At 40.9% G+C, this 26,003-nt stretch carries 23 protein-coding genes; 9 read left to right on the forward strand and 14 right to left on the reverse strand.

Annotated elements, in window-relative coordinates; all coding sequences use genetic code 11:
* Window positions 1-390: 390 nt before the first annotated feature.
* The 8 genes from ACX3PU_RS00005 to topA form a co-directional block, all read right to left on the reverse strand.
* On the reverse strand, window positions 391-1,068 hold the full coding sequence (locus tag ACX3PU_RS00005; protein WP_459082525.1) for a hypothetical protein: 678 nt from the start codon (window positions 1,066-1,068) through the stop codon (window positions 391-393).
* Window positions 1,065-1,943, reverse strand: coding sequence for a dTDP-4-dehydrorhamnose reductase (gene rfbD / locus ACX3PU_RS00010; RefSeq protein WP_459082527.1), 879 nt, complete (start codon window positions 1,941-1,943; stop codon window positions 1,065-1,067). The genes ACX3PU_RS00005 and rfbD overlap by 4 nt, the downstream gene beginning before the upstream one ends.
* Window positions 1,933-2,418: an acyl-CoA thioesterase gene (locus tag ACX3PU_RS00015; RefSeq protein ID WP_459082529.1), complete on the reverse strand. Its 486-nt coding sequence runs from the start codon at window positions 2,416-2,418 to the stop codon at window positions 1,933-1,935. The genes rfbD and ACX3PU_RS00015 overlap by 11 nt, the downstream gene beginning before the upstream one ends.
* A 60-nt stretch (window positions 2,419-2,478) precedes the next feature.
* Window positions 2,479-2,979, reverse strand: a complete 501-nt coding sequence (locus ACX3PU_RS00020) for an OmpH/Skp family outer membrane protein (RefSeq protein ID WP_459082531.1) — start codon at window positions 2,977-2,979, stop codon at window positions 2,479-2,481.
* Window positions 2,980-3,190: 211 nt separating this feature from the next.
* The gene (locus tag ACX3PU_RS00025) at window positions 3,191-5,743 is read right to left on the reverse strand and encodes a BamA/OMP85 family outer membrane protein (protein ID WP_459082533.1); all 2,553 of its coding nucleotides are present in this window, start codon (window positions 5,741-5,743) and stop codon (window positions 3,191-3,193) included.
* 31 nt (window positions 5,744-5,774) lie between these two features.
* Window positions 5,775-6,527, reverse strand: coding sequence for a polyprenyl diphosphate synthase (uppS, locus tag ACX3PU_RS00030; RefSeq protein WP_459082536.1), 753 nt, complete (start codon window positions 6,525-6,527; stop codon window positions 5,775-5,777).
* Window positions 6,528-6,820: 293 nt separating this feature from the next.
* A complete protein-coding gene (locus tag ACX3PU_RS00035) occupies window positions 6,821-7,909 on the reverse strand; it encodes an arginase family protein (RefSeq protein WP_459082539.1) in 1,089 nt (362 codons plus the stop codon).
* A 79-nt stretch (window positions 7,910-7,988) separates the two neighbouring features.
* The gene (gene topA, locus ACX3PU_RS00040) at window positions 7,989-10,583 is read right to left on the reverse strand and encodes a type I DNA topoisomerase (protein ID WP_459082541.1); all 2,595 of its coding nucleotides are present in this window, start codon (window positions 10,581-10,583) and stop codon (window positions 7,989-7,991) included.
* A 180-nt stretch (window positions 10,584-10,763) separates the two neighbouring features.
* Between topA and ACX3PU_RS00045 the strand changes: the two genes are divergently transcribed.
* From ACX3PU_RS00045 to trpS, 5 genes are all read left to right on the forward strand, one after another.
* Window positions 10,764-11,276 carry a DUF2062 domain-containing protein gene (locus tag ACX3PU_RS00045; protein WP_459082543.1) on the forward strand — a complete coding sequence of 171 codons (513 nt, stop codon included), beginning with the start codon at window positions 10,764-10,766 and terminating at the stop codon, window positions 11,274-11,276.
* A 65-nt stretch (window positions 11,277-11,341) separates the two neighbouring features.
* Entirely contained in the window at window positions 11,342-14,740 is a 3,399-nt protein-coding gene (gene ileS / locus ACX3PU_RS00050; RefSeq protein ID WP_459082545.1) for an isoleucine--tRNA ligase, read from the forward strand.
* A 53-nt stretch (window positions 14,741-14,793) separates the two neighbouring features.
* Window positions 14,794-15,174 carry a TraR/DksA family transcriptional regulator gene (locus ACX3PU_RS00055; protein ID WP_459082547.1) on the forward strand — a complete coding sequence of 127 codons (381 nt, stop codon included), beginning with the start codon at window positions 14,794-14,796 and terminating at the stop codon, window positions 15,172-15,174.
* A 64-nt stretch (window positions 15,175-15,238) separates the two neighbouring features.
* On the forward strand, window positions 15,239-15,886 hold the full coding sequence (locus ACX3PU_RS00060) for a lipoprotein signal peptidase (RefSeq protein WP_459082549.1): 648 nt from the start codon (window positions 15,239-15,241) through the stop codon (window positions 15,884-15,886).
* A gap of 57 nt (window positions 15,887-15,943) precedes the next feature.
* Window positions 15,944-16,912: a tryptophan--tRNA ligase gene (gene trpS / locus ACX3PU_RS00065; RefSeq protein ID WP_459082551.1), complete on the forward strand. Its 969-nt coding sequence runs from the start codon at window positions 15,944-15,946 to the stop codon at window positions 16,910-16,912.
* Between the two features lie 84 nt (window positions 16,913-16,996).
* On the opposite strand, the gene ACX3PU_RS00070 is transcribed toward trpS, so the two are convergent.
* The 4 genes from ACX3PU_RS00070 to ACX3PU_RS00085 form a co-directional block, all read right to left on the reverse strand.
* Complete coding sequence (locus ACX3PU_RS00070) at window positions 16,997-17,689, reverse strand: YjjG family noncanonical pyrimidine nucleotidase (protein ID WP_459082553.1); 693 nt, start codon at window positions 17,687-17,689, stop codon at window positions 16,997-16,999.
* A 173-nt stretch (window positions 17,690-17,862) separates the two neighbouring features.
* Entirely contained in the window at window positions 17,863-18,345 is a 483-nt protein-coding gene (locus ACX3PU_RS00075; protein ID WP_459082555.1) for a hypothetical protein, read from the reverse strand.
* A gap of 113 nt (window positions 18,346-18,458) precedes the next feature.
* Window positions 18,459-19,736 carry a methionine adenosyltransferase gene (gene metK, locus ACX3PU_RS00080; protein ID WP_459082557.1) on the reverse strand — a complete coding sequence of 426 codons (1,278 nt, stop codon included), beginning with the start codon at window positions 19,734-19,736 and terminating at the stop codon, window positions 18,459-18,461.
* A 189-nt stretch (window positions 19,737-19,925) separates the two neighbouring features.
* The gene (locus ACX3PU_RS00085; RefSeq protein ID WP_459082559.1) at window positions 19,926-20,873 is read right to left on the reverse strand and encodes a hydrogen peroxide-inducible genes activator; all 948 of its coding nucleotides are present in this window, start codon (window positions 20,871-20,873) and stop codon (window positions 19,926-19,928) included.
* 240 nt (window positions 20,874-21,113) lie between these two features.
* Here ACX3PU_RS00085 and ACX3PU_RS00090 point away from each other — a divergent pair, with 240 nt between their 5' ends.
* The 4 genes from ACX3PU_RS00090 to ACX3PU_RS00105 are packed head-to-tail and all read left to right on the forward strand — an operon-like array spanning window position 21,114 to window position 23,778.
* Window positions 21,114-21,884 carry an enoyl-CoA hydratase-related protein gene (locus tag ACX3PU_RS00090; RefSeq protein WP_459082561.1) on the forward strand — a complete coding sequence of 257 codons (771 nt, stop codon included), beginning with the start codon at window positions 21,114-21,116 and terminating at the stop codon, window positions 21,882-21,884.
* A 38-nt stretch (window positions 21,885-21,922) separates the two neighbouring features.
* Window positions 21,923-22,360, forward strand: coding sequence for a deoxycytidylate deaminase (locus ACX3PU_RS00095; RefSeq protein WP_459082563.1), 438 nt, complete (start codon window positions 21,923-21,925; stop codon window positions 22,358-22,360).
* Window positions 22,361-23,266, forward strand: coding sequence for a site-specific tyrosine recombinase XerD (xerD, locus tag ACX3PU_RS00100; RefSeq protein WP_459082565.1), 906 nt, complete (start codon window positions 22,361-22,363; stop codon window positions 23,264-23,266).
* Window positions 23,263-23,778 carry an NUDIX hydrolase gene (locus ACX3PU_RS00105; RefSeq protein ID WP_459082567.1) on the forward strand — a complete coding sequence of 172 codons (516 nt, stop codon included), beginning with the start codon at window positions 23,263-23,265 and terminating at the stop codon, window positions 23,776-23,778. Before xerD ends, ACX3PU_RS00105 begins: the two co-directional genes overlap by 4 nt.
* 5 nt (window positions 23,779-23,783) lie before the next feature.
* On the opposite strand, the gene ACX3PU_RS00110 is transcribed toward ACX3PU_RS00105, so the two are convergent.
* Window positions 23,784-24,242, reverse strand: a complete 459-nt coding sequence (locus tag ACX3PU_RS00110; RefSeq protein ID WP_459082569.1) for a heme-binding domain-containing protein — start codon at window positions 24,240-24,242, stop codon at window positions 23,784-23,786.
* Window positions 24,239-25,981, reverse strand: a complete 1,743-nt coding sequence (locus ACX3PU_RS00115; protein ID WP_459082571.1) for an Ig-like domain-containing domain — start codon at window positions 25,979-25,981, stop codon at window positions 24,239-24,241. The genes ACX3PU_RS00110 and ACX3PU_RS00115 overlap by 4 nt, the downstream gene beginning before the upstream one ends.
* Window positions 25,982-26,003: the final 22 nt, after the last annotated feature.

The following is a 26,003-nucleotide window of genomic DNA, read 5'->3' on the forward strand; positions in this document are numbered from 1 at the left end:
AGTGCAAAAGTATAAACTTTTTTTTAATTGACAAAATGTTTTGGAAGTTTTTTTTAAAAAGTTTTTCTTAATCCCTTACGGCCTTAATAAAACCAAACTCCTAACCTCTATCGCCTTCTACATCTTCCTTCTCGTTTACTTCTGCGCTCCTACGTTCTTTCGATTTCGGATTGCAAAGATAGGGGTTTTTCCTTGTGCTCCAAATTATATTTGAATTAATTGTTAACGGAAGTGCTAACCTTTTGAAATTGAGTGAGAAAAATTTCAACATTTTCGCCTTCTTTTTTGGAGCCTTTCTGTGGTAGGCAACAAATCGAGATTCTAGGGCGTAAAACGAAATATAGCAAAGCCCGCCAATTTCTATTTTCCCCCGCGTCTCAAAAGAGAAAATTAATTTTGTTTCGGGTAAATGGTAGTAAGAAATTCTGCGAATGATCTTTCTACATTTACTATATCTCCCGATTTAAAATTAAGTCCTCCTTCTGAACTTGCATGATTGGCGCGAACACCTGCAGGCAAAATAAGGAAGTATTGAACCGGCTGCCCCTCCTTATAGGAGAGATTAATTTTGGAACCTAAGAGCCTACCTACGGAAATACTTTGCAAATCACCCGGCACTAATTCCGATTCTATATAAGATTTAGGTGCTAGGACCACGACTTTATTATTGATCTTAATTTTGATAGGCTTGTCTGAGGAGGAAATCAAATAGACCTTATTGTCTCGCACCGGCTTTTTTGCCACTTCATATAGATTCAAATAGTAATGAGATCTATTAAGCTTGTAGGGACTTTGATCGATCGTCTCCAAGGATTTCAGTTCGAAGGCATTTGCTCCGATGCTTTTTGCCTTCTTATAGACCATATCAAAGAGATCCGTTTCGCTCATTGCATACTCTTGAATTTCCAACTCGCCTAAATAGACTTTCTCTTTCTCGGAGGAATCTACCTTATATAGGAACTTATCCGTTCGATCACTAATTTTCTCAGCCTTGCTTAAATTGACTTGCTGAGCAAACCCCAATTGAGCGCCTAAGAATAAACTAAGTAAGAGGAACTTGTTTATCATTCTTTCGTAGTTAATAGTTCAACAGTCTCTTCTAAACTTACGTCCCAATATTTCGCTTCAATGCCATACACTTTCTCAATCTTATCTAGTGCCATGGTGCTCCGTTTTGGTCTGGGAGCTGGAGTGGGATAATTTGAGGTGTCAATTCGATTAAGCTGTATCTCACTTTTCGAGAGCTGCGCAATCTTCGAGGCAAATTCAAACCATGTAGTTTCTGGATAATTCGAAAAATGGAAAATCCCATAGACTTTTTCTCTATGAGAAATAATATCCATGATCGCCTGGGCTAAATCATTAGCATTTGTGGGTTGTCCAAATTGATCGTGTACAATACCTAGTTCTTTCTTTTGTTCAAAAAGATTTAACATGGTGGTTACAAAATTCTTACTAAATTCCGAGTAGAGCCAGGAAGTACGCAGGATTACAGTTCGGGGATTGGCTTCAAGCGCCAGGATTTCTCCCTCGCGTTTGGATGCTCCATAGACTCCGAGTGGACTCGTGAAATTATCTTCTTCGTAGGAGAGGTTAGTATCCCCATCAAAAACATAATCCGTTGAGATGTGAATAAGCTTTACTCCATACTCTTTGCAAGCAAGGGCAAGATTTTCGACTCCTTTAGCATTGATTAAAAAAGCCCTCTCCTCTTCGCTTTCCGCTAAATCTACGGCCGTGTACGCAGCCGCATTAATACAGTAATGAGGTTTAAAATCCTCAAATACTTCCTCGATACTAGAACTGTTTGTAATATCAAGATCACTGGAACTGCAGAACTTGAACTTGTACTCTAGTTCATACTGCGCAGAAAGCTTTTCTAAACATTGACCCAGCTGTCCACGTCCTCCAGCAACCAGTATTTTTTTTCTTTTATTGTGCATGCTTATTTTGTTTTCGTAAGAATTCGGTTCTTGACTGAAAATCCTTTTGGGGTAAATCTACCAAATACTTGTGAAAAAGCTCACTCGTCTCCGGTGGATGAACCTGCGATTTTCGTGTTTTAAGATTAAAGTAAATCACTGTAATCCATAAAACGCTATGAATGGTTTGTCCATCCTCACTCTTCATGAGGATCTCCACTTTTGAGATTCGATCTCGTACCTCTATCGTTTTACTCGAAATCACAACTTTTGAATTGTATTTTACCTCTTTCAAGTAGGCAATCTCATTTTGTATTGCAATCCAGGTACAACCTGTTTGCTTCATATATTGTTCGTAGGTAAAGCCGTAGAATTCTTCCACGTGATCCTCTCGCGCATTAAGCATGTATTCTAAATATTTGACATTATTTAAATGCCCGATGGGGTCACAGTCGGAGAAGCGAACCTTTACACTACTGGAAATCTCGTTTATCATTTGACAAAAATAAAAAAACCACCCTTATAAAGGATGGTTTTGCGTTTTAATAATTAGAAATTATAGTCCTAGCTCTTTTCTAACGAGCGCAGTTGCATCCGCTCCTGCTTTGTAGATTAGACCTGAGTTATTTGCATCAAAGACGAAATCCCATCCGTTGGCTTTGGCTACTTTCGTTACGGCATCGTTGAACTTTTTCTCAATTGGAGCGTATGCGACGTTGGTTTTATCCATTAAATCTTTCTGAGCTGCTTGTTGCAATTGCTCTAGGTTTCCTCTTAATTTGGCGAGCTCCTGGTTACGTTGCTCGTTAATCTGCTGAGTCTGCGTCGGCGCTTCTTTGCTGTATTTCTCAAAAAGATCGTCTGCTGCTTTCGCTTGCTTTTCTAGCTCAGCTCCTTTAGAGTTACGAAGTGCTAGTAATTGATCATCTGCTTTCTTCTTCTCTGGCATTAAATTTAAAACTGCTGCTACATCTAATGAAGCTATCTTCTGAGCTTTTGCTACCCCTACAGACATTACCATCATTACGGCCGCAAATAATACACTTAGTTTTTTCATAATAGGTCGTTAAATTATTTTAATTGTTGTTATTTACTTCTACTGATTTTAGATTGTGCGATTGCCTAAAAGTTAAATTCCCGGCAAATAAGATCGCAAATCTAATAATTTTTACTAATTAATTTTCATTTTTATTAGGATACTTTTTAAGAGTCCTATGCTCTATAAACAAGAACTATGCCTTGCCCCTCCTTTAAATCGTAACGTATTATTACAGAGACTGATTCATTAGGAAGTGAGTCTGCCATCCTGAAGGTTCGCTTGTACCAATAGGAGAATCAAATCCATAGGCGAAGTCAAATCCGATCAAACCAAAGGCACCCATATAAACCCGGATTCCTACCCCAGCAGAGCGCTTAAGCTGGAACGGATTAAAAGTACCCCATGAATTCCATGCGTTCCCTCCTTCCACAAATCCAAGTGCATAGATCTTTGCAGTTTGGTTTAGTGAAATTGGATAACGGAGTTCCGCGGACAATCGGCTGTAAATAGTCGCCCCTCCGTAAGGAGTAATGTCATATGGAGAGGAAGGCGTATATCCGGTCGTCGAAGCGTTTTCATATCCACGAAGTGGAATTAACTCACGTCCATCAAATCTTCCTCCAAAAAGTCCAGTCCCTCCTACGTAAAAACGTTCAAATGGAGGTGGCCCTAATTCTTTATTGTATCCATTCATAAAGCCCATTTCCGCTGTACTACGTAAAACCAGTTTCCCGATGACCGTATTGTAGGTATCTGCTTTCAATTTCACTTTATAAAACTCCATCCACTGGTATTTTTCAACCGGAGACATGCTTGAGTAATCTTTATCGCTTAACAAAGAGTACGGCGGTGTAAACTTCACAGTCGCCTCTATATTGGATCCCGTGGTCGGGAAGATAGGGTCAAAACCAGCAGAATTTCTAGAAAGTCCAATATTGAACGTGAAGTTCTTCGCGTTTCCATAGTATTCGGTCGTTTCCCCGAACTGGAATGGATAATTTTCAAAATTATAAGACTGGAACTGTATTCCTGTGTATAAAGAGAACCAATCGTCTGGCCAGCTAAGTCTTCTATTTAGTCCCGCATTTGCAGAGAAAATACCTAATTTCTGATCCATACCGAAGGAATCAGTATAATTTACTTTCGAGTAATTAACTCCTACAGACAATGCCGTAGGTTTACTTCCAAATAACCAAGGCTCTGTAAAGCTAATTCCATAATTCTGGAAATACTGTCCCGCTTGTGCTTGCACCGAGAAAGTTTGTCCATCCCCTTGCGGTACAGGTTTAAATTCTTTAAATCGGAGGAAGTTTCTAAGGGAGAAGTTATTGAAAGTTAACCCAAGAGTTCCAATAAAGGAGTTCCCTCCATATCCTGCCTGCAACTGAACTTGGGATGAACCTTTCTCAACCACCGTCCAATGCATGTCCACAGAATTATCCTGTGGGTTGGGAGATATGTTTTGACCGAGTTGTTGTGGGTCAAAATACGGAAGACCAGCAAGTGTGAAATAGGTTCTTTTAATCATCGATTTAGAGAACAAATCGCCTGGCTTGGTTTCGAGTGATCTTAAAATTACATGGTCATGGGTGGTCGTGTTACCCGACCATGTTACTCGGTTCCAAGAAGCTTTCTCACCTTCGTTAATACGGATTTCCAAATTAATGGAATCTCCGACAACCGATTTCTCCACCGGTACAACCTGGGAGAATAAATAACCATTATTTAAATAAAGGGACTTGATGTCGGTGTCGTCTTCCGCACCGCCGTCTTCGCCCACTTTCTTATTAAATCCGACCGCATCATAGATGTCGCCGCTTTTGTATCCAAGGAGTTTTTCTAATACCTCTGTGGAATACGTTGTATTGCCTAAGAAAGAAATGTCCCCAATGTAATATTTTTTTCCTTCGTTTAGTTTTACATTGACTTCAATGTCATTTTTCGGGTTTCTCCAAACAGAGTCGGACACGATTTGCGCATCTCTAAACCCTAAGGATTGGTAGTAGTTGATTAGATTTACTTTGTCTTCCTCGTATTTTTCCTTGATGAATTTAGAAGACTTCAGAATACCGCCGATTCCAAATCGTTTTTGCTTGGTTTCTTTAAACCCCTTCTTTCTTAATTTCGCATCGGAAACATTATCGTTACCCTCAAATTCAATGTGGGCAATTTTGATACGACGACCTCTGTCCACCTCGATGGTCCAGTCTACAAGTTCGGGATCGCTTGCATTGACTTTGTCTTGAATCGTCAATTTCGCATCGGCATACCCCTTGCCTACATATTCCAATGGGATTTTTGATTTGATGGAGGAAACCAAATCACTAGTGATTTTGGTGCCGGGTTTCAAATTGTAGTCCTTTACAAATTTTTCTTGCTTAGACTTTGTCACCCCTTTTCCTTCAAACTTAACTTCTCCAAGTTCTTTTAGATCTTCAAGCTTAAATCGAAGAACCACTTGTTCTCCCTCAATATTCTCCACATAGACTTCTACGACAGAGAAAATATTCTGCTCCCAGAGTCTTTTGATTGCGGAACTGATTCGCTGTCCTGGAATTTCTACCTTCTCATTCTTATTGAGTCCTGTAAAACGCAGAATCTGAGCCGGGGAGTATTTTTTTACACCGTCAATCACGATATCCTTCAGGAAATAAACTCCCTGTTGATCTTGCTCGGCTACCGCAGTATTTTGCTCCTGCGAACCGCTGGTGGGCGGTGTTTCTTGGCCATAAAAATAGGCCGAAGCCGCAAACATGATGATGGGTATGAATTTTAATCTCATCTTTATAATCTAAGTCTAATCTATATCTCTTTTATTTCTCGCTTTCTAGCTGTTCGCTGATCTTTCCGTATCTTCTTTCTTTGCATTGGTAATCCAAAATGCATTTAAAGAAGGCTTCTCGATCAAAGTCGGGCCAAAAAATATCTAAAAACTGAAGTTCTGCATAGGCAATTTGCCATAACAGAAAATTACTAATGCGAACCTCGCCACTGGTTCTTATTAAAAGGTCTACTGCAGGAAACGAGCGTGTGTACAAATGGTCTTCAAAAACGGCCTCTGTAATCTCACTAGAATCCAATTCCCCTTGCTTAACCTTTTCACTTATCGCTTGAACGGCGTTTAAAATTTCTTTCTGTGACCCGTAGCTTAAGGCAAGAATAAGATTGCCATTTTTGCTCTCTTTGGTCAATTCCATCATGGTTTCCAATTGGTCTCTCACGAGATCCGGCAATTTCTCAATTTCTCCAATCACATGAAGCCTAAGTCCTTTTGTGTATATGTTTTCCGCTTCTAATAGAAGGGTTTCTGACAAAAGATTCATCAAGCTGTTCACTTCAGACTTCGGACGATTCCAATTTTCAGAAGAAAAGGTGTAGAGAGTGAGGTAGGGAATCCCAATTTCATTGCATGCGTTTATTGCATCACGAACTGCTCGAACCGCACTTTGATGTCCAAAGGTACGCTGCTCACCGCGCTGTTTTGCCCACCTTCCATTGCCATCCATGATAATGGCTACGTGTTTTGGTAGTTTATTCAGATTTAGTTCGTCTTTATAACTCTTCATATTACTTCTACAGGCCTGCAATCTATTGCTTAAATCTTTACCTATCTTGGAAATCCTAATTCTATAAAGGATTTTACTTTCTGGACCAATCTACAAATTACTAGTTTTGCTTTGAAAGGGTCGTTAGAGTCCAATTCCAAATTTGTGCAAATATAAAACAATTTTACATTAACGAAATTCTTAATAGATAGTTAAATTAGACTAAATTCTTATAAAATTGACCTCATTTTGAGGCTTTAAAATCACAAGGGAATTATTTACTTCGAGATAAGGGAGATTTTACACTCCCCATCTTAGGATAGCTTATTCAAAAACCGTACGAGTCGAGGGCTTAGCTCTCCTCGTTTCGCCAGGTCATAATCTTTCTGTGAGCAAGCTAAATTGCTATGCATTTCCGACGCATTTCCAAAATACCAAAGTGAGGAAAACGTATCGCGATGGAACGCATACTCACCTTGCGGTGTAAGCACCCAAAACGTCTCGTAACTGCGATTTTTAGGATGAGAGGACTGGATGTTGATCCCTTCAATTAAATACCAAATCATTTGCGCAGCCAATTGAAGATTTAACTCGCTTTGTGAATCTAGTTCCAAATTGAACAGCCCTACGCTTTTGAGATTCTGAGATAGTCCTACTTCCTTCATCAAGGCGCACACTTCGCGGCGGTTCAGTCCATTCACCTGTGGGTGAATAGAGAACGGCGTACTAAAACTCTCTACCGCATCACAGTTTAAGGTCACTAGATCTGAACTACGCAAATACGGTTCGATCGATTCCATCCCGTTCATCATCTCGGCTAGTCTAACTTCTTGAAAATCCACTTCTTTTAAAAGGCTGACGCTGTCTAGTTGACTTAAATGCCTTTGGTAGCCTAAATGATGATAGTTTTTGATTTCGAAGTGCTTTGATGCGAAAATCCGACTTAGAAAGTTCCTTTCGTTAATGGTATCCTCTTCGTTCTCAAGGGAGATATAGTTTGAAATTTGCGAGTAAGAAATCTGCTTTTGATGAAAATCAAGGGCACTGTAGAGCGAAAAGCTCAAATCAGTACTCCCCCCGATCACAATGGGAATGGTTTTATTATAATGGCATGCGGATAAAACTTCTTGCAAAACATAACTAGTATCCTCGCTTGATTTCCCTGAAATTAAATCCCCAAAATCGTACATGGGCACTTGAAAATCATGCGACGAGAGCTGAAATAACTCTTTTCTTAAAAAATGAAAATCACGGGCATGCGCTTTTCTTCCTGCCCCCCTGTAATCCGAGACGAAGAGCAATGCGATCCCTCCTTGAACGAGTTCATTTTGAAAAAGGCTTCCTAATTGCCACTTTTTGGTTCTAATTTCCCCAGGTGCGACAATAAAATCTTGGTAATTCATAGCATGCAATGATCGAAGTCGAAATTTTAATAAAAACCCTCAGAGCTATGGCTCCGAAGGCTAGGTGTAGTTTTTCTTCTTATTTTGTTTTTGTACCTCCTTTCGCTGCGGAAGGTTTCTTTGCCGCCGTTTTTTTAGGAGCTGCCTTTTTGGCGGCGGGTTTCTTTGCAGCCGGCTTCTTCGCAGCCGCTTTCTTAGCTTTGAATGCACTTGGATCTTGTTCGGTGATCCATTTTTTCACTTGCTCGAGATCGACTTCTTTCAATTCTTCTTGAGAATATTTTTCGCCCTCATCGTTCTTTGGAATCTTGAAGTTTGCTTTTCCGAACTTAATAAATGCGCCCCATCTTCCGTTTTCAATTGCAATCTTCTCTTCTTCCCACTGCTGCACATAACGATTGGCTTCCTTTTCTAGTTTTGCTGCAATTAATTCCTCGATATCGTCTTTTAATAGATTCTCAAAATCATACTTTTTGGGTACATTCACATACAGATCCTTGTACTTTAAGAAGGGTCCAAAACGCCCTTTGCCTTTGGTGACGGGTTCACCTTTGTAAGTGGAAACGGGCGCATCTGCAACTTTTTTCTCCTCTATGAGCTCTGTAGCTCTTTTCTGATCGATACTCAAAGGATCTTCTCCTTTGGGTATACTTATAAAGGTATCTCCCCATTTCACATAAGGGCCGAATCGGCCTACCGCTACACTAACTTCTTTCCCCTCAACCGGTTGAAGTGAGAACGGAAGCTTGAATAGCTCTAAGGCTTCTTCAAGAGTAATGGTGGCTATGTTTTGATTTGCCATCAAACTTGCAAACGTCGGTTTTTCTTCGTCGTCTGATTCACCAATTTGAATCATAGCTCCGTAACGCCCCATTCGCGCGTAAATCGGCTTGCCTGTTTTCGGATCGTCTCCTAATTTTCGTTCGCCTGTGGCGCGTTCTGCGGTTTCCTCTACATTCTCAATTCTGGGATGGAAAAACTGATAGAATTCCCCCATCATCGTTTGCCAAGGTTTTTGTCCGCCGGCAATTTCGTCAAACTCTCTTTCCACTCTCGCGGTAAATCCATAATCCAAAATTTCCGCGAAGTTTTGAGTCAAAAATTCATTGACCACTTCCCCGATATCGGTCGGAATAAATTTATTGCGATCTCCACCGTATTTCTCGACTAGGACTTCCCTAACAATTTCTTTTTCAAGAGTGAGCCTTACGGCTTCTCTTTCCATCGGTTCTATTTCTCTTTTGTCGACGTATTCACGGTTTTGAATCGTCTGAATCGTCGGCGCATAGGTAGAAGGTCGACCAATGCCAAGTTCTTCTAATTTCCGAACCAAAGCCGCTTCCGTATACCGCGCAGAAGGTTTTGTATATTTTTGAGTGGCCGCTATTTGCGTGTAGGAAAGAAGCTCTCCAATGCTTACTCGCGGAAGAATTTTGTCATTCGTGTCTTCGTCCTCATCCTCATTTTTGTTAATTCCATACGCTTTTAGAAAGCCTTCGAATACGATTACTTCGCCTTGTGCTTCAAAATGGGGTGTCACGTCCACAGCCCCAATTTCAATAACTGTTTTCTCAATTTTCGCATTTGACATTTGCGAGGCAAGTGTTCTGCGATAAATTAATTGGTATAATTTATTGAGTTGTGCATCTCCTATGCTTTTAAGAGAAAAGTCCGTAGGGCGAATCGCCTCGTGAGCTTCTTGAGCCGAGGCTGATTTGGTTGTGTAGTTTCTAGGATTAGAATACTCCTCTCCAAATTCGGATATAATTTGAGCTTTCGCTCCATTTATTGCTTCTTTCGATAGATTCACACTGTCCGTTCTCATGTAGGTGATAAATCCTTCTTCGTATAGCCTTTGAGCAAGACGCATCGTCGAGGTCACATTGTACCCTAATCGAGAAGAAGCTTCCTGCTGAAGGGTTGAAGTGGTGAAGGGAGCAGAGGCCGAGCGAGTCCCCGGTTTCTTTTCTACATTAAGTACTTTGAATTCACTTCCTTTTGCTTTCTCTAGAAATTCAGAGGCAAGTTCTTCGTTTTTAAAATCCCCTTTTAGCTTTGCGGGCAATTCAGCTTTTTCTTTGGTTAAGAAATTTGCACTCACCTTATAAGAAGAGGCGGAATTAAATTCCCGCATTTCTTTTTCTCTCTCGACGACTAATCGTACGGCAACGGACTGAACACGTCCTGCAGAGAGTCCAGTTTTGACTTTCTTCCAAAGAACAGGGGACATTTCAAATCCTACAATTCTATCTAACACGCGTCGTGCTTGCTGTGCGTTTACAAGATTTTGATCAATGGATCTTGGGTTTTCTACCGCTTTTAGAATCGCATTTTTTGTAATTTCATGAAAGACAATTCGTCTTGTATTTTCACTTTTTAATTTTAGTTCTTGCGCAAGATGCCACGCAATCGCTTCTCCTTCGCGGTCCTCATCCGAAGCGAGCCAAACAATCTGTGCTTTTTTTACTGCAGCTTTTAATTCGCTTACTATTTTTTTCTTATCTGGGGAAACTTCGTAATCGGGAGTAAAGGTTTCAAGGTCAATACCCATTCCTTTCTTAGGCAGATCTCTAATGTGTCCAAAACTGGATTTCACCTCAAAATCACTACCAAGATACTTTTGAATGGTTTTTGCTTTCGCTGGGGATTCGACAATCACTAAATTCTTTGACATCCTCAATTATTTTTTGCAAAAGTAGAGTTTTTTTTACATTTGTCCGTTTTTCACTAGACAATTGCCCTTCAAGTTCACACTTGAGCCCTCTTATTTCCATAAGAAAGGATGTATTTCCCACTTTATTTTGGAGTAAAATGTCCTAAAACCCCTAAATTCGCAGTACCAATACTGCGAAAATTGAGAAATTTCATCAGAAATACAATTCAAAGCCAGAAAGTCTTCTATCGTTATTTTAGAAAGAAAGGCTTACGGCGCTTTTTCAAGGAAAACATTCTTCAAAGCGAAGGCAGTGCGAAAAACAAAGCGCAATCCATCGCTTTGGGAGTATTCATTGGTTTTTCTCCTTTTTGGGGACTGCATACGGTACTAGCCCTTAGCCTTAGTACACTTTTTAAAAGAAATAAAACCCTTGCTTTCATTTCTTCCCAAATCACAATCCCTCCTGCTATTCCCTTAATCTTGTATTTGTCTATGCTGATCGGGGGTCCTTTCGTGGGGTCCACCAAAAACTTTGATTTGTTTGAACTTAGCATCGAATTAGCCAAGCAACACCTACTTCAATACGTAGTGGGAAGTTTGATTCTCGCCACGCTTATGTCTCTTATCCTTGGGCTGCTTTCCTATTTTCTCATTCTAAAATTTAATCCAAAAACAAACCCTAAAGCTGCCTTCAAAAAACCAAGCCCGTAGCCCTTAAAAATTCACTAAAATTCCTTATATTCGCACACTTAAATTCAATGCAGATAATATTGACAATGAAGAAGTTTAACGAATATAAAAATCTTGATTTAACTTCCATCGCAAGTGGAATTTTAGAATCATGGGACCAGGAGCAAACGTTCAAAAAATCGGTTGAAATTCGTGACGGACAACCCGAATTTGTATTTTACGAAGGTCCTCCCTCCGCCAATGGGTTGCCCGGCATTCACCATGTCATGGCTAGAACCATCAAAGATATTTTCTGCCGCTTTCAAACGCAAAATGGCAAAAAAGTCTTTCGAAAGGCGGGATGGGACACCCATGGACTTCCGATTGAACTTGGTGTAGAAAAAGAACTTGGAATTACCAAAGAAGATATTGGAGTCAAAATCTCAGTAGAAGACTACAACGAGGCTTGTCGAAAAGCGGTGATGCGCTATACGGATGTATGGAATGACTTGACTCAAAAAATCGGCTATTGGGTCGATTTGGAGGATCCTTATATCACGTACACCTCTAAATACATGGAAACCGTTTGGTGGTTACTTAAAAACATATATTCCAAGGACCTACTTTACAAAGGGTACACCATTCAACCCTATTCGCCTAAGGCAGGAACGGGGCTTTCTTCCCATGAGTTAAATCAACCGGGAACCTATAGGGATGTCTCGGACACCACGATTGTGGCTCAGTTCCGAGTCAAACAGTTGAGTGAAAGTCTCTCCCATTTACAAAAAGAGACTCCCATAGACATCCTGGCCTGGACGACCACTCCTTGGACACTCCCTTCGAACACGGCTTTAGCCGTAGGAAAGGAGATCGATTATTTACTGGTAAGAACCTTTAATCAATATACTTTCGAACCCCTGACGGTTATTGTGGCAAAATCTCTACTTGCCAAAAACTTAGGAAAAAAATTCAAGGAATCTTCCTTAGAAGAACTTGAAGCCTACAAGAGCGAGGACAAAATCATCCCGTTCCATATTTCGGCAGAGTTCAAAGGGAAAGACCTACTTGGAACAAGCTATCACCAGCTCATCCCCTGGTTCCGTCCCGAAAATGACCCTGAGGATGCCTTTCGAGTTATTGAAGGTGATTTCGTAACCACGGAAGACGGTACCGGAATCGTGCATATCGCGCCTACCTTTGGTGCGGACGATAGCCGTGTCGCAAAACAAAATGGCATCCCACCGATGCTTATTCGAGATACAAACGACAATTTAGTTCCGCTCGTGGACTTGCAAGGCCGTTTTGTAAAGGGAGTTAAAGTTCCTGAAGTATTTGCAGGCAAATACATTAAGAATGAGTATTACGATGAAAACCAGGCGCCCGAAAAATCTTGGGACGTGGAACTTGCCATTTTACTTAAGACAGAAAACAAAGCGTTCAAAGTAGAAAAATACACCCACAGTTACCCACACTGTTGGAGAACGGATAAACCGGTACTCTACTATCCACTCGATTCTTGGTTTGTAAAAATGACAGCTGTGAAAGAGCGTTTAGTCGAATTAAATACACAAATCAATTGGAAACCCAAGAGTACAGGAGAAGGACGTTTCGCAAACTGGTTAGAAAACGTGAACGATTGGAACCTTTCTCGTTCTCGCTATTGGGGCATTCCGCTTCCTATCTGGAGAACGGAGGATTCCAAAGAAGAAAAAATCATCGGTTCCATTGAGGAACTAAAACAGGAAATCGACAAATCCGTTGCTGCAGGATTCATGAATGAGAATCCGCTGGGTCAATTTGTTTCTGGGGATATGAGTGAAGAAAATTACCTGAAAGTAGATCTTCATAAAAATTACGTGGATCAAATTACGCTTGTTTCAGAAAGTGGAAGCCCTATGAAAAGGGAAAGCGATCTGATTGATGTTTGGTTTGACTCAGGTTCTATGCCGTATGCGCAATTGCACTACCCTTTTGAAAACCGGGAGCTTATCGACGAAAGAAAAGCATTCCCTGCTGATTTTATTGCAGAAGGCGTAGACCAAACGCGAGGTTGGTTCTATACACTTCACGCTATTTCCACCGCAGTCTTTGATAGTGTAGCCTATAAAAACGTTGTATCAAACGGACTCGTACTCGACAAAAACGGTCAAAAAATGTCAAAACGTTTAGGCAATGGAGTAGATCCTTTCAAAACGTTAGAAGATTTTGGTCCCGATGCGACGCGTTGGTACATGATCTCCAATGCAAATCCTTGGGAAAATCTGAAATTCGACCCTCAAGGTATTGAAGAAGTAAGACGTAAGTTCTTTGGAACTCTTTACAATACATACTCCTTCTTTGCTCTCTACGCCAATGTAGACAAATTTCAGTATAGCGAACAAGAAATCACAGACCGTCCAGAGATTGATCGATGGATCTTATCTGAACTTCACCTTCTGATCAAAGACGTGAAGTCCTACTACGAAGATTACGAACCGACCAAAGTGGCGCGTGCAATCAACACGTTTGTCAACGATAACTTAAGCAACTGGTATGTAAGACTTTGCCGTCGTCGTTTCTGGAAAGGTGAGTATTCAAACGATAAAATTTCAGCCTACCAAACCCTTTATACTTGTCTTGAAACAGTAGCTAAATTATCAGCACCCATCTCTCCTTTCTTTATGGACAGACTTTACCGTGACCTCAACAAGGTCACAGGGAAAAATCAGGCGCAGTCTATTCACCTTACGGATTTCCCGGTATACGATTCGAGTTTAGTGGAACAGGATCTAGTGGAAAAGACACATTTGGCCCAAAACATTACCTCAATGGTATTCTCCCTTCGTAAGAAGGAAAACATAAAGGTGCGTCAACCGCTAACCAAGGTGATGATTCCAGTTTTGGATTCGAAAACAAAATCTCAAATCTTAGCAGTTAGCGACCTAATCAAACAGGAAGTAAACGTCAAGGAGCTTGAACTTATAGATCCGAAGGAGGCGGGCGAACTCATTGTCAAACAGATTAAACCTAATTTCAAAACCTTAGGCCCTAAATTAGGAAAGGATATGAAAAAGGTAGGACAAGAAATTCAAGACTTCACCTCTGAGCAGATTCAGACCCTTGAGACCGAAGGAAAAACTTTAGTTTCAGGATACGAAATCAACCTTGAGGATGTGGAAATTTCCACCAAAGACATTCCGGGCTGGACCGTTACTAGTGATGCGAAATTGACAGTCGCTCTAGACTTAACCCTAACAGAGCAGTTGAAGGCCGAAGGTATTGCTAGGGAGTTCATTAACCGCATTCAGAACATCAGGAAGGATAAAAACTTTGATCTTACGGATAGAATTTCTGTAAAATTAAAAGCCGACGGCCCTTTCACGAGCGAGCTTCAGGCGAACTCAGAATATATTTCCGCCGAAGTATTGTCGGATAAAATAGAATTTGTAAATTCACTCTCAATTTTTGAGCAAATTGAAATCGACGAAATTCAATTTCAAGTTGAAGTGGAAAAATTAAAAGGATAATTGCGGGATGTCTTTTGGAAAGAACATCCTATTAACAAAAAAATCAAGCAACCATGGCAGAAGAAAGACAACGCTACAGCGATGCAGATTTGAAAGAATTCAAAGAACTCATTGTCGCAAAAATAAATAAAGCAGAAAAAGACTTAGGACTTATCAACGAGAGCTTTATCAACGATCAGAACAACGGGACGGATGACACCTCTCCTACTTTCAAAGCATTTGAAGAGGGAGCGGAAACCTTAAGCAAGGAGCAGAATGCAATTCTGGCCGGACGTCAAGAAAAATTCATCCGTGATTTAAAGCACGCGCTGATTCGTATTGAAAACAAAACCTACGGGGTATGCCGCGTGACTGGAAAATTAATTCCAAAAGATCGCTTAAGAGCGGTACCGCATGCTACATTGAGTATTGAAGCGAAAAACATGCAGCGCTAAAATTTCATTCTGTAAAAACCTGGACTATTTCCAGGTTTTACAGAAATACGCATTCAAACTCATTATGAAAAAAATCGCACTGATCACTTTGATTATTTTGGTCATTGACCAAGTTTCAAAGTTTTATATCAAAACTAATTTCCAACTTGGAGAAAGCAGTCCTGTTCTAGGGCTCGAATGGTTTCGAATTACCTTTGTAGAAAATCCGGGTATGGCCTATGGTTTTCACTTTGGAGGACTCCTTGGGAAATACTTTCTTGTCATTGTACGTCTCTTTTTAATCGGAGGTATGGTCTATCTCTTTAGTAAGTGGATCAAACAGGGAATGAATTCCAATTACCTACTCATCCCGATGGCAATGATTTTTGCGGGTGCAATCGGAAACTTAATCGACGGAATGTTTTACGGAATGATCTTCGACAGTGGCACGGTATACGACACTAGTATTGAGAGATGGATTGATTACGGTGGCGTCTCTGAAACCGTACCTTTTGGACAGGGATATTCTTCCTTCATGAAAGGGTGTGTCGTGGATATGTTTCACTTTCCCCTTGTCGATTGGCACGTTCCCGAAAGCTGGCCGCTGATTGGAGGAAAACAGATTGAATTTTTTAAATACATTTTCAATGTGGCCGATTCCGCTATTACGCTTGGTGCACTTCTTTTGTTAACCTTCCGTAAAAAAGCATTTCCAAACGGAATGGATTTCTAGGAAATCACTCCCTAAATAACTATTTTTACGATTTAGTCCCTTTGAATAAATAATAAAATGTCAAGAATACTCACTGGAATTCAAGCGACAGGAACCCCCCATTTAGGCAATCTTTTGGGCGCAATTTTTCCTGCCATTGAACTCTCGAAAAACCCACAAAACGACTCTTTCCTTTTCATTGCGAATTTGCACTCCCTAACGTTTATTAAAGACGCGGAAGTTCTTCGCCAAAACACCTACGAAATTGCAGCCGCATGGCTTGCCTGTGGACTTGATCCCAACCGGACTCATTTCTACCGCCAAAGTGATGTACCTCAAGCGACGGAACTCGCTTGGCACCTATCCTGCTTTTTTCCTTACCAAAGACTCACTCTAGCGCATTCGTTCAAAGACAAAGCGGATCGAGTTCAAGATGTCAACGTCGGACTCTTTACCTATCCTGTATTAATGGCGGCTGATATTTTACTCTACGATGCAGAAATTGTTCCGGTAGGAAAAGACCAATTACAGCATTTAGAAATGGCTCGTGATATGGGCGCAAGATTCAACAATCAAATGGGAGAGGTCTTTGTTCTTCCCAAAGCAGAGCTACAAGAAAACACAAAATATGTTCCGGGAACAGACGGACATAAAATGTCAAAATCAAGAGGAAACATCATCAACATCTTCTTACCAGAAAAAGAGCTGAAAAAGCAAATCATGTCCATTGAGACGGACTCCACGCCGCTTGAAGATCCAAAGGATCCAGACACGGATAAAGTCTTTGCGATATACGAATTGATTGCGACAAATGAGCAGAGCGACGATCTCCGTGCAAAATACCTTGCTGGGAATTACGGCTATGGTCACGCGAAGAAAGAACTGTTAAATCTTATCCTTACTTCTTACGAGCAAGAACGAGAAAAGTTTCATTATTACATGAATCACTTAGAAGAATTAGACGAAATTCTTTTGAAAGGAGCTGAAAAAACCAAAGCAGTGGCAAACGAAACCCTGCAAAGAGTTCGAGAAAGTTTAGGCGTATAGCCAAAACTCTAGTATTTAAATCCGTCTTTTTACCCGCAAAAAGGCGGATTTTATTTTTAAAAATTTTAGTGAAATTTTGCCTCTCTACAAAAGGTCCTTGATTTCATGCAAAGAGCGAACAACCTCCACTCCAGGCGCTGTGTACCGGTCTTCAAAAACATCTAAGAAAATGGCACGCATACCAAAATTAAGCGCTCCCTCCACGTCTGCAATCCAATCGTCTCCAATGTAAATAGAATTCTCTACTCTAGCGTCCGTCTTCTCGAAAGCCCATTGGAAAAGTTTTGGGTCTGGCTTTCTAATATCAATTTCATCCGCGCTCGTAATGGTCTTAAAATAAGATTTAATTCCTGAGAGTTCGCATTTGCGAGCCGTCACTTCCTCAAACCCATTCGATAGAATATGCATCGTATACTTCTTTTCGCTTAGGTATTCGAGTAGTTCAAAGGTTCCAGGAACCAGTTCGTTGTACTGCAAAATCTCATCAAGAAAACGACTCTCGAAAAGGGCGGCTAGAGGTGCATTGTCAATTTCAAAAGCACGAAAGGTATCCAAAAACCGATGGCTTCTTAAATAAGCTTTGTCAATGCTTCCATTACGGATCTTAGCCCATAAATCTTCATTTACCGTATAATACTCTTTATAGAATTCGTCAAATTGAAGTCCGTATTTCTGCTGAATATTCTCCTGTTTAAATAGACCCACCAAAGTCAATTCGGCATTCTTTCGATGGTCCCAAAGGGTGTTGTCTAGATCAAAAAAAAGATGGTTAATCATAGGTCCAAATTTACTAAAAATCAATTCGTAACGAAAAGATTGAGGATTCAATCTCTACGATTTACCGTGAATGAATTTATAAAAATAAGCAGATGTACGTTCCCTTGTTTGAAAGTAGAAGAAGCAGGGTACCACTCGAAGTTAGGAAATGAGTTGAAAAGTAGAATTCGTGCTTAATTAAGGAGCTCTCCTATCATTACAAAAGGTAAGTTCAGCGCCACGTTAATATTTAGCCCTTCCAACTTTTTGCCGTCCAGTCCCTTGTCATCAATTGAAAATCCATACCCCGCAGAAAGATCTAGAATCCCAAAAAGCGAAAATCCCACTTTAGGAGCAATGTACTTTGTGGTAAACTCTGCTCCGGCTAGAAAATAGTACGAATGGTAAAAGTCAACTCCCTTTTGAAAATTAAGCAAAACGTCTGTTTGCAACTTAGGCAGAACCTTCACCTCTCCCTCATGAGCTCCGATTAGAGCAGATCCACCCACTCGGTAAAGTACATCGTCGTTACTTAACATAAGGGCTCGTAGTCCTACTTCTCCAAAACTCTGGTTTTGGTATACGTAACCCACATGGGCCATTTTATGAACCGTAAGTTGCGCTGCAATTGGGCTTAGAAGCAACACGAAAAACAATAGGGAAAGCACTCGTTTCATTCGGAAATATATTTAAGCAAATTTAGAAAAAGTTATCTGAAGTCTCTTATGAAATAACAGCCTTCGAAAAGACTCTCGAAGGCTGCAATTAGTATTTTGATAAAAAGACTAGACTAAAGTCCAAATTTTGCTTTGATATCGTCTTGGCGGTCTAATTTTTCCCAAGTAAAGAATTCCAGACCTTCCAGGGTAAGCTCGTTGCTTTTTCCTTTGTTGAAAGTTTTGTTTCCAATATAATGCTCTCTTCCCATGTGGCCATAGGCCGCCGTTTCTTGGTAGATAGGATTTCTTAGTTTTAAGTTTTGCTCAATCGCATAAGGGCGTAAATCAAAAAGTTCAAGAACTTTCGCCGCAATTTCGCTGTCACTTAGTCCCACCTTGCTCGTTCCATTCGTTGTAATGTTTAGACCACATGGCTCTGCAATTCCAATGGCATAAGACACCTGTACTAAAACCTCGTCCGCGACTCCTGCAGCCACTAAATTCTTTGCGATGTGTCGCGTGGCATAGGCCGCGCTTCGGTCCACTTTAGAAGGGTCCTTTCCTGAGAAAGCTCCTCCACCGTGAGCCCCTTTTCCTCCGTAGGTATCTACAATGATTTTTCGACCCGTAAGTCCTGTATCTCCATGAGGTCCTCCAATGACGAATTTTCCGGTAGGATTGATGTGGTATTTAATCTGGTCATTGAATAAATCTTGAACCGCTAGTTTCTGATTTGCTTTCACGCGCGGTATCAAAATATCGATCATGTCTTTTCGAATCTTAGCTAGCATTTCTTGGTCTGCTCCAAATTCATCGTGCTGCGTTGAGACGACGATCGAATCAATTCGAATCGGTTTGTGATCGTCGGAGTATTCAATGGTCACCTGAGATTTTGAATCTGGACGCAAATAAGGGATCACTCCCTCCTTACGAAGGATCGCCAACTCTCTTAAAATGGTGTGTGCCAAATCGAGTGCGAGTGGCATATAATGCGCTGTTTCGTTGGTGGCATACCCAAACATCATTCCCTGGTCTCCTGCACCTTGCGCATTGGCTCTAAGTTCAAAGTCTTCACCCTCAATTACACGATCCACTCCCTGATTAATATCGGGCGATTGATCGTGAATCGCGGAGATTACACCGCAAGAATCACCTGCAAACATATATTCTCCTTTCGTGTATCCAATTTGGTTAATTACGTCTCTTGCGATAGACTGTACATCAAGATAAGTGCTTGATTTTACTTCGCCGGCAAGTACCACTTGACCGGTGGTCACTAAGGTCTCACAGGCCACTTTCGAACTCGGATCGTAGGCTAGAAAATGATCGATCAAGGCGTCTGATATTTGGTCCGCAATTTTATCTGGATGCCCCTCAGAGACAGACTCAGATGTAAATAAATAAGGCATATTAAGTTTCTTATATTAAAGATTATACGTAAGAAAAAGTGCAGAATTGCAAAAGAAACTAAAATAGAAAAATATCTGTTTTAGCATTTTTTTACGAGGTTGCAATCAGTACAAATTTTTCCTCTGCTTTCACTGGGCAAATTTACAGACTATATTCCAACTCTGCAAAAAAACTAACGGGCTTTTCTTTTACTGAGGTCGAATGCCTACGAATTCTTCTGGCGCATTGTTGTAGTTTAATTTTGGCTCCACTGAAGACTTGATCGCTTGGACTAACTCATCTACAATTTTTTGCTTGTACGTGGGCTTGTAATAAATTAAACTAACTTCCCTATACGGAAAAGGCTTTCTGAATCGATGCAACTTCTGCTTTTGTTCACTGGACAATTGTCCTTGAGCTAGCTCGGGTATCACCGTGACACCTCCCACTCGATCCACCATCTGCACTAGAGTATTGATGCTAGAGGCTAAGAAGTCTAAATTCTTTGGCTTAAGTGAGTTCTCCTTCAACTTACATATGTTCTCGAATTGAGTTCGAAGACAGTTTCCTTCTTCTAAAAGCCAAACTTTCTCTACATCAAGTTCCTCTGGAATCACAAAGGAATCTTCCTTTGAATCCAAATCACTTGAATAAACCATTAATTCCTCGTTAAAGAGAAACTCATGATAGAATTCGTTTGCAGCTTCGTAGGGCGTAGAAATAATTCCCGCATCTAACTCACCAGACTTTAATCCTTTAATGATTCCATCCGTGGTCATTTCTTTCACTTTCATTTCAATCTTTTCATGGGTAGAAAGAAAGTCAAAAATTTCTGTAGGCAGAATGTAGGTAGAAACCGTGGGGATAATTCCAAGCGTAATTTTCCCTCCTAACACATTGTTTAATAAATCGGCTTTGCTTCGTAGCTCATTGACTGCATCAATTACTTTCTTGGCTTGCACAATGATTTCAACGCCCACATCGGTCGTACGTATAGGATGGGTGGTTCGGTCAAAAACCTTCACGTCTAACTCGTCTTCGAACTTTTGAATCATCGCGCTTAAGGTAGGTTGCGTTATAAAACACGCCTGTGCGGCTTTTCCGAAATGTCGAAACTTATCTACGGCGATTAGGTACTCTAACTGTTGAATATTCATTGTGGATGTTTTAGCACTTGCAAATATAGTTGTTTTCTATGGAATCACGCCCAATTTAAGCTCGAAAAGAAGCGCTTCGAGCCTCGCCCTCGAGGCTCTTTATTTTCGACATTTATTACGCTATCGCCCTCAATTCATGATGGAATGGAAAGACTCATTTCGCTCATTTACAAGGCAAATTCACACCTCATATGAGAAAAAAATACTAATTTGCATGTTCAAACGAAAATCAGAATTTCCATGAGTACGTACGATACAATAAAACTATCAAAAAACGAGCATTACACACTTTTAACGGTCTCTCGCCCACAAAGTCTAAACGCGCTAAATTCCCAAACTATTGAAGAACTTTCGGCTGCACTGGATGAGCTCGATAAAGATTTGAATTGTCGCGTCGTTATTCTCACAGGCGAAGGCGAGAAAGCTTTTGTCGCCGGAGCGGACATCAAGGAGTTTAGTGATTTCACTACGAAGCAAGCACAAGAACTTGCGCAAAAAGGACAAGACCGTCTATTCAATAAAATTGAAAATCTTTCCAAACCCGTCCTTGCGGCTGTCAATGGTTTTGCGCTTGGCGGAGGATTAGAGCTTGCCATGGCCTGTCATATTCGATACGCATCCACCAATGCAAAACTAGGTCTCCCGGAAGTAACCCTTGGGCTTATTCCTGGATACGGTGGAACGCAAAGACTTCCAAAATTAGTAGGAAAAGGACATGCAAATGAACTTATTTTTTCAGCCAAAATGGTGAGCGCAGAAAAAGCAAAAGAAATTGGACTCGTGAATGAGGTTTTTTCGCAGGAGGAATTGCTTGCGCAGACGATCTTACTTGCACAGACGATCGCGAAAAACTCGCCTCAAGGAATCTCTAGAGCCATTAAAGCGGTAAATTTATCGGACAGCTCAGAGGGATTTGATTATGAAATTGAACAGTTTGGAGTACTCTTTGAACTGAGCGATAAAAAAGAAGGCGTGAGTGCCTTTTTAGAGAAAAGAAAACCTAAATTTTAAACATTCTCAAACCGGAAGCTTTGGATAGAAATGAAACTATGGTAAGTTATAACAAATTTGATCTTGCATACCTTAAAATGGCACAAGAATGGGCGAAACTTTCCTATTGCCAACGTAAAAAAGTGGGTGCATTGGTGGTGAAGGACCGTATGATCATTTCGGACGGTTATAACGGCACACCCTCGGGGTCTGAAAATCAATGCGAAGATTGCGAGGGAAATACACACTGGTATGTGCTGCATGCCGAGGCGAATGCCATCCTTAAACTCGCAAGTTCTACCCAGTCTGCGAAAGGCGCTACGCTTTACATTACCTTATCTCCTTGCAAAGAATGCAGTAAACTAGTCTTGCAGTCGGGCATTTCCCGAGTGGTCTACATGGACGCCTACTCCGACAATCAAGGCATTTCCTTTTTGAAAAGCCACGGGGTCGAAGTTTTACAAATTGAACGAAGCGAAATTATTAAATCTGAGTAAATGAAGTGGGAAGAGAGACTTAACGATTTTGAACATTTTTTAAGATTCGAAAGGCAGTTTTCGGACAATTCAGTCGATGCCTACCTTCGGGATTTAATGAAGCTAAGTGATTTTGCCACGACCGAGCTCCAAGTTACTCCGGATTCGATCACGTATGCTCACCTTCAAGAGTTTTTGTACCATTTATCAAAAGAAAAATTAAGTGAGAGAACCCAGGCTCGCTGGGTGTCCTCCACGAAAGCATTTTTTAAATATTTGTTAGAAGAAGAAATTCGATCAGACAACCCGGCCACCCTCCTCGAGGGACCCAAACTAGGCCTCTATCTCCCCGACACACTTAGCTTTGAAGACGTAGAAAAAATTATGCAGGCCGTGGAACAACAAACTCCACTTGGACAGCGTAATTATTGCATTATTGAAGTTTTGTACGGATGTGGCCTTCGCGTTTCCGAATTAATTGATCTCAAAATTTCAGCCATTAACTTTAAAGAAGGCTATCTAAAAGTGGTGGGAAAAGGAAACAAAGTGCGTTTCGTTCCCTTGGCAGCGTACACCGCTAAACTCATTAAAAATTACATTCATGAGGTGCGCTCTTCGTACAAAATTCATAAAAAATTTGAAGACCATCTCTTCCTTAACAGCAGAGGCTCTTCCATGTCTAGAGTGATTGTATTTATCATCATTAAAGAACTTGCCGAAAAGGCTGGGATTCATAAAAAAATATCCCCTCACACCTTTCGACATTCTTTTGCCACTCACCTGCTTCAAAACGGTGCCGACCTTCGTTTTATTCAAGAAATGCTTGGTCATTCCAGCATTACGACCACAGGAATTTACACCCATCTAAAAACAGACGAATTGCGGCAAGTGATTTTAAATTTCCATCCTAGAAATGCGAAATCATGAAAGGAGGGACTGAGTTTAAATATTGCCCGAATTGTGGAAATAGCAGTCTTACTTGGGACGGAGAGAAACGTTGGAGTTGTACGCAATGTCAATTTACGCTCTATCATAATTGTGCGGCCGCCGTGGCGGTCGTTATTCGCTGCGAAGATGAAATTTTAGTAACCAAAAGAAATTTGGACCCCGGAAAAGGTTTGCTCGATTTACCCGGAGGGTTTGTCGATCCTAACGAAAGTGCTGAACAGGCCTGCTCCCGTGAAGTGCGTGAAGAACTTAAAATCGAACTGGAACTAAATTCTCTAAAAATTCTTAAGTCTAGACCCAACGAGTATCCGTACAAAGGGATACTCTACCACACACTTGATCTTTTCGTAGAGTATCGGGTCAATGAAAAGCCTCCAATTACAATCGATCGGGGCGAAATTCATTCCGTCGAATGGATGAATCTAAATCAATTAGACCTCACTAAGTGGGCCTTTGAATCGCAAAAAAAATTTCTCAGCACGTACAAATAAATCAATTACGGCGTTTGTTCAAGTATCCCTTGGAAATAATCTACAAGTAATTTTCTTTGTCTTGCATCAAGTCTGGCCTTAGGATGCTGAGCCACATACCCTGCAATAGGCATTTTACTCGCTTTTACCACTTCAATTGAGTTTTCGAGTCTGTCCGTTTTGAGATCGTGATTAGCCGTCTCCCAGGTGGAGAAATTAAGGTGAGTCCTCGCTTTGTTCACATTATGCTTGATAGACCAAGAAAGAGGAGCCACGTACGCGACATTCGGATAGCGGGTTTCGTTCGAATGACAATCATAACAAGAAGTACGAAGAACGCTACGAACTTCCTTAGGGGTATTCATAACGTGTACAAAATCTTCCGAAGCCTTTACGGGAGGGTTCGTTCGGTCGACCGGAATAAACTGAATTAGTGCAAAGACAATAAGACCGTAATAAAGAATGTTTAGTAGAGTTTTTTTCATAAGGGTTGTACGCTCTGCTCTAAGGAATCGATAGGGACTTTAAGAGAGTCTGTAGTGGACTTCTCCACTGAGAGGTCCATGAGAGGATCCGCCTGAATGTTCGGGGTCTCAGTCGATCCGGTCGTTAAATCCCAACTTTCTCGGTTCTCCCAAAGTCCTCGAATCTCAATTCGTTTCGGAAATACAAAAACCGGTTCGGCATATTCAAAGTTTGCGAAATCAGCCGCATCCCAAACTCCATTTCCATTTTGATCCACTAAAATTCGCAATTGATACGTGGCGGGTGGTATTTCGGTAAACCGGTGCTCGGAGCCTTCTGCCAAACGTTGAAACTTGACCACTTCGTTTTGATCTAGAAACTGAATCCAGAATTTAGACTGCGGTGCGCCCTGCAATTGAAGGACTAAGGTACCGTAATTTTCTTCCTTGTCTACTTCAAAATTAAATTGGTAGGCCTTCTCATTGGAAATATAATAAGAACTTACACTTTCTTTTGGAAGGGTTAAACTGTATTTTTTTCCGCTCTCAAAGTGGGCATCGATCTTTAATTTTTTCGGATCGATCTCATCGATTAGTGTTTTAAACTCTAGGGTCGTCACGCTGTCCACTTTCAAGGACCAATTCTGCGAATTCACAGTATCAATCGGATAATTTGAGATAATTTCAAAAGGAGAATTCGGTGGAATGACATTTCCTTTCGCATTGGAAAGTGTCATTTCATTTTGTGGATTCAATCGATAGAATAAGGAGGCTTCCCCGGTTTTATCGTCTGCCTGATAGGAAAGCTTAATGTTTTCACTTTGCGTAATTCCAATGTCTTCCTTACGAGCATCGAACCAAACATGGAGCGAATCCGAATAAGGCTTATAGGTGACTTTGTAATCCTTTATCCGATCGTCCAATTGAACAGAAACGGACCTTGGCTCCCCTTCAAAGAAAAGAGTAAATCCACCAATGGATTCTTTTGTCTCTTTGTATCGGATGGGTTTCTTGCTTGGATAAAGGGTAATGGGAAGACCTGAAATGCTTTGCTTCAAGTCAATCGTATCTTTTAGAAAAGCGACCTTTTCTTCTCCTGCGTCAAAGACTGAATTTTGATTCTCATCTTCAAAAGCTAGCAATCGATAGATCCCGGGAGTCAGGTAGTTTAGCTCATAGTATCCGTCTGGATCCGCTTTGGTAATGTAGTATGGCTTAACTCGGTAGTCCATAGAGTCTTTTTCTTGATAAAGACCCACCACGTAATCTGATTTTCGGGTCGGCTGAAGTTCGTCTTCCTCGCGCGTTCTAAGCATCCCATCTTTCACCTCTCCACTGATATAGGTTTCATCCAAATAATCTCCCGTAGAAAATGCATAATTAAAATAGGAAAGTACATTCCCTTCGTTTAGGTCCGCTATAGCGTTTCCAAAATTCAGATTGTAAGTTGTATTTTCTAGCAAAGGTTCTTCCCACTCGATTAGGACGTATTTATTTCCTAACATCGAGGGTAAAATCCTCTTGATCTTAATGGGCGGAGAAATTGTAAGGTTACGTTGCACGTCCTTTAACGTCACGTATTCATCAAAATCAAGCTGAAGTGATTTAAGGGAAGTCGGAACGTTGATTCGGGTGGTGTCAATATTAGACCCCATAAATCGAGGGGCAAGCGAATCCTTCGCTCCTCCTTCGGGGGAGCCTACCCTAGCGCAAGAGGTTAGAATAAGGCTTAAACCTAAAAAGAAAACCAGCTTTTTCATGCAAATACTTTAGGCAAATTTA

The sequence above is a fragment of the Chryseobacterium sp. A301 genome, from assembly GCF_054489425.1.

Excerpts from the sequence above, each read along its gene's own strand:
- ACX3PU_RS00005 (WP_459082525.1), bottom strand. The coding sequence starts at position 1,068 with ATGATAAACAAGTTCCTCTTACTTAGTTTATTCTTAGGCGCTCAATTG.
- rfbD (WP_459082527.1), bottom strand. The coding sequence starts at position 1,943 with ATGCACAATAAAAGAAAAAAAATACTGGTTGCTGGAGGACGTGGACAG.
- ACX3PU_RS00015 (WP_459082529.1), bottom strand. The coding sequence starts at position 2,418 with ATGATAAACGAGATTTCCAGTAGTGTAAAGGTTCGCTTCTCCGACTGT.
- ACX3PU_RS00020 (WP_459082531.1), bottom strand. The coding sequence starts at position 2,979 with ATGAAAAAACTAAGTGTATTATTTGCGGCCGTAATGATGGTAATGTCT.
- ACX3PU_RS00025 (WP_459082533.1), bottom strand. The coding sequence starts at position 5,743 with ATGAGATTAAAATTCATACCCATCATCATGTTTGCGGCTTCGGCCTAT.
- uppS (WP_459082536.1), bottom strand. The coding sequence starts at position 6,527 with ATGAAGAGTTATAAAGACGAACTAAATCTGAATAAACTACCAAAACAC.
- ACX3PU_RS00035 (WP_459082539.1), bottom strand. The coding sequence starts at position 7,909 with ATGAATTACCAAGATTTTATTGTCGCACCTGGGGAAATTAGAACCAAA.
- topA (WP_459082541.1), bottom strand. The coding sequence starts at position 10,583 with ATGTCAAAGAATTTAGTGATTGTCGAATCCCCAGCGAAAGCAAAAACC.
- ileS (WP_459082545.1), top strand. The coding sequence starts at position 11,342 with ATGAAGAAGTTTAACGAATATAAAAATCTTGATTTAACTTCCATCGCA.
- ACX3PU_RS00055 (WP_459082547.1), top strand. The coding sequence starts at position 14,794 with ATGGCAGAAGAAAGACAACGCTACAGCGATGCAGATTTGAAAGAATTC.
- ACX3PU_RS00060 (WP_459082549.1), top strand. The coding sequence starts at position 15,239 with ATGAAAAAAATCGCACTGATCACTTTGATTATTTTGGTCATTGACCAA.
- trpS (WP_459082551.1), top strand. The coding sequence starts at position 15,944 with ATGTCAAGAATACTCACTGGAATTCAAGCGACAGGAACCCCCCATTTA.
- ACX3PU_RS00070 (WP_459082553.1), bottom strand. The coding sequence starts at position 17,689 with ATGATTAACCATCTTTTTTTTGATCTAGACAACACCCTTTGGGACCAT.
- ACX3PU_RS00075 (WP_459082555.1), bottom strand. The coding sequence starts at position 18,345 with ATGAAACGAGTGCTTTCCCTATTGTTTTTCGTGTTGCTTCTAAGCCCA.
- metK (WP_459082557.1), bottom strand. The coding sequence starts at position 19,736 with ATGCCTTATTTATTTACATCTGAGTCTGTCTCTGAGGGGCATCCAGAT.
- ACX3PU_RS00085 (WP_459082559.1), bottom strand. The coding sequence starts at position 20,873 with ATGAATATTCAACAGTTAGAGTACCTAATCGCCGTAGATAAGTTTCGA.
- ACX3PU_RS00090 (WP_459082561.1), top strand. The coding sequence starts at position 21,114 with ATGAGTACGTACGATACAATAAAACTATCAAAAAACGAGCATTACACA.
- ACX3PU_RS00095 (WP_459082563.1), top strand. The coding sequence starts at position 21,923 with ATGGTAAGTTATAACAAATTTGATCTTGCATACCTTAAAATGGCACAA.
- xerD (WP_459082565.1), top strand. The coding sequence starts at position 22,361 with ATGAAGTGGGAAGAGAGACTTAACGATTTTGAACATTTTTTAAGATTC.
- ACX3PU_RS00105 (WP_459082567.1), top strand. The coding sequence starts at position 23,263 with ATGAAAGGAGGGACTGAGTTTAAATATTGCCCGAATTGTGGAAATAGC.
- ACX3PU_RS00110 (WP_459082569.1), bottom strand. The coding sequence starts at position 24,242 with ATGAAAAAAACTCTACTAAACATTCTTTATTACGGTCTTATTGTCTTT.
- ACX3PU_RS00115 (WP_459082571.1), bottom strand. The coding sequence starts at position 25,981 with ATGAAAAAGCTGGTTTTCTTTTTAGGTTTAAGCCTTATTCTAACCTCT.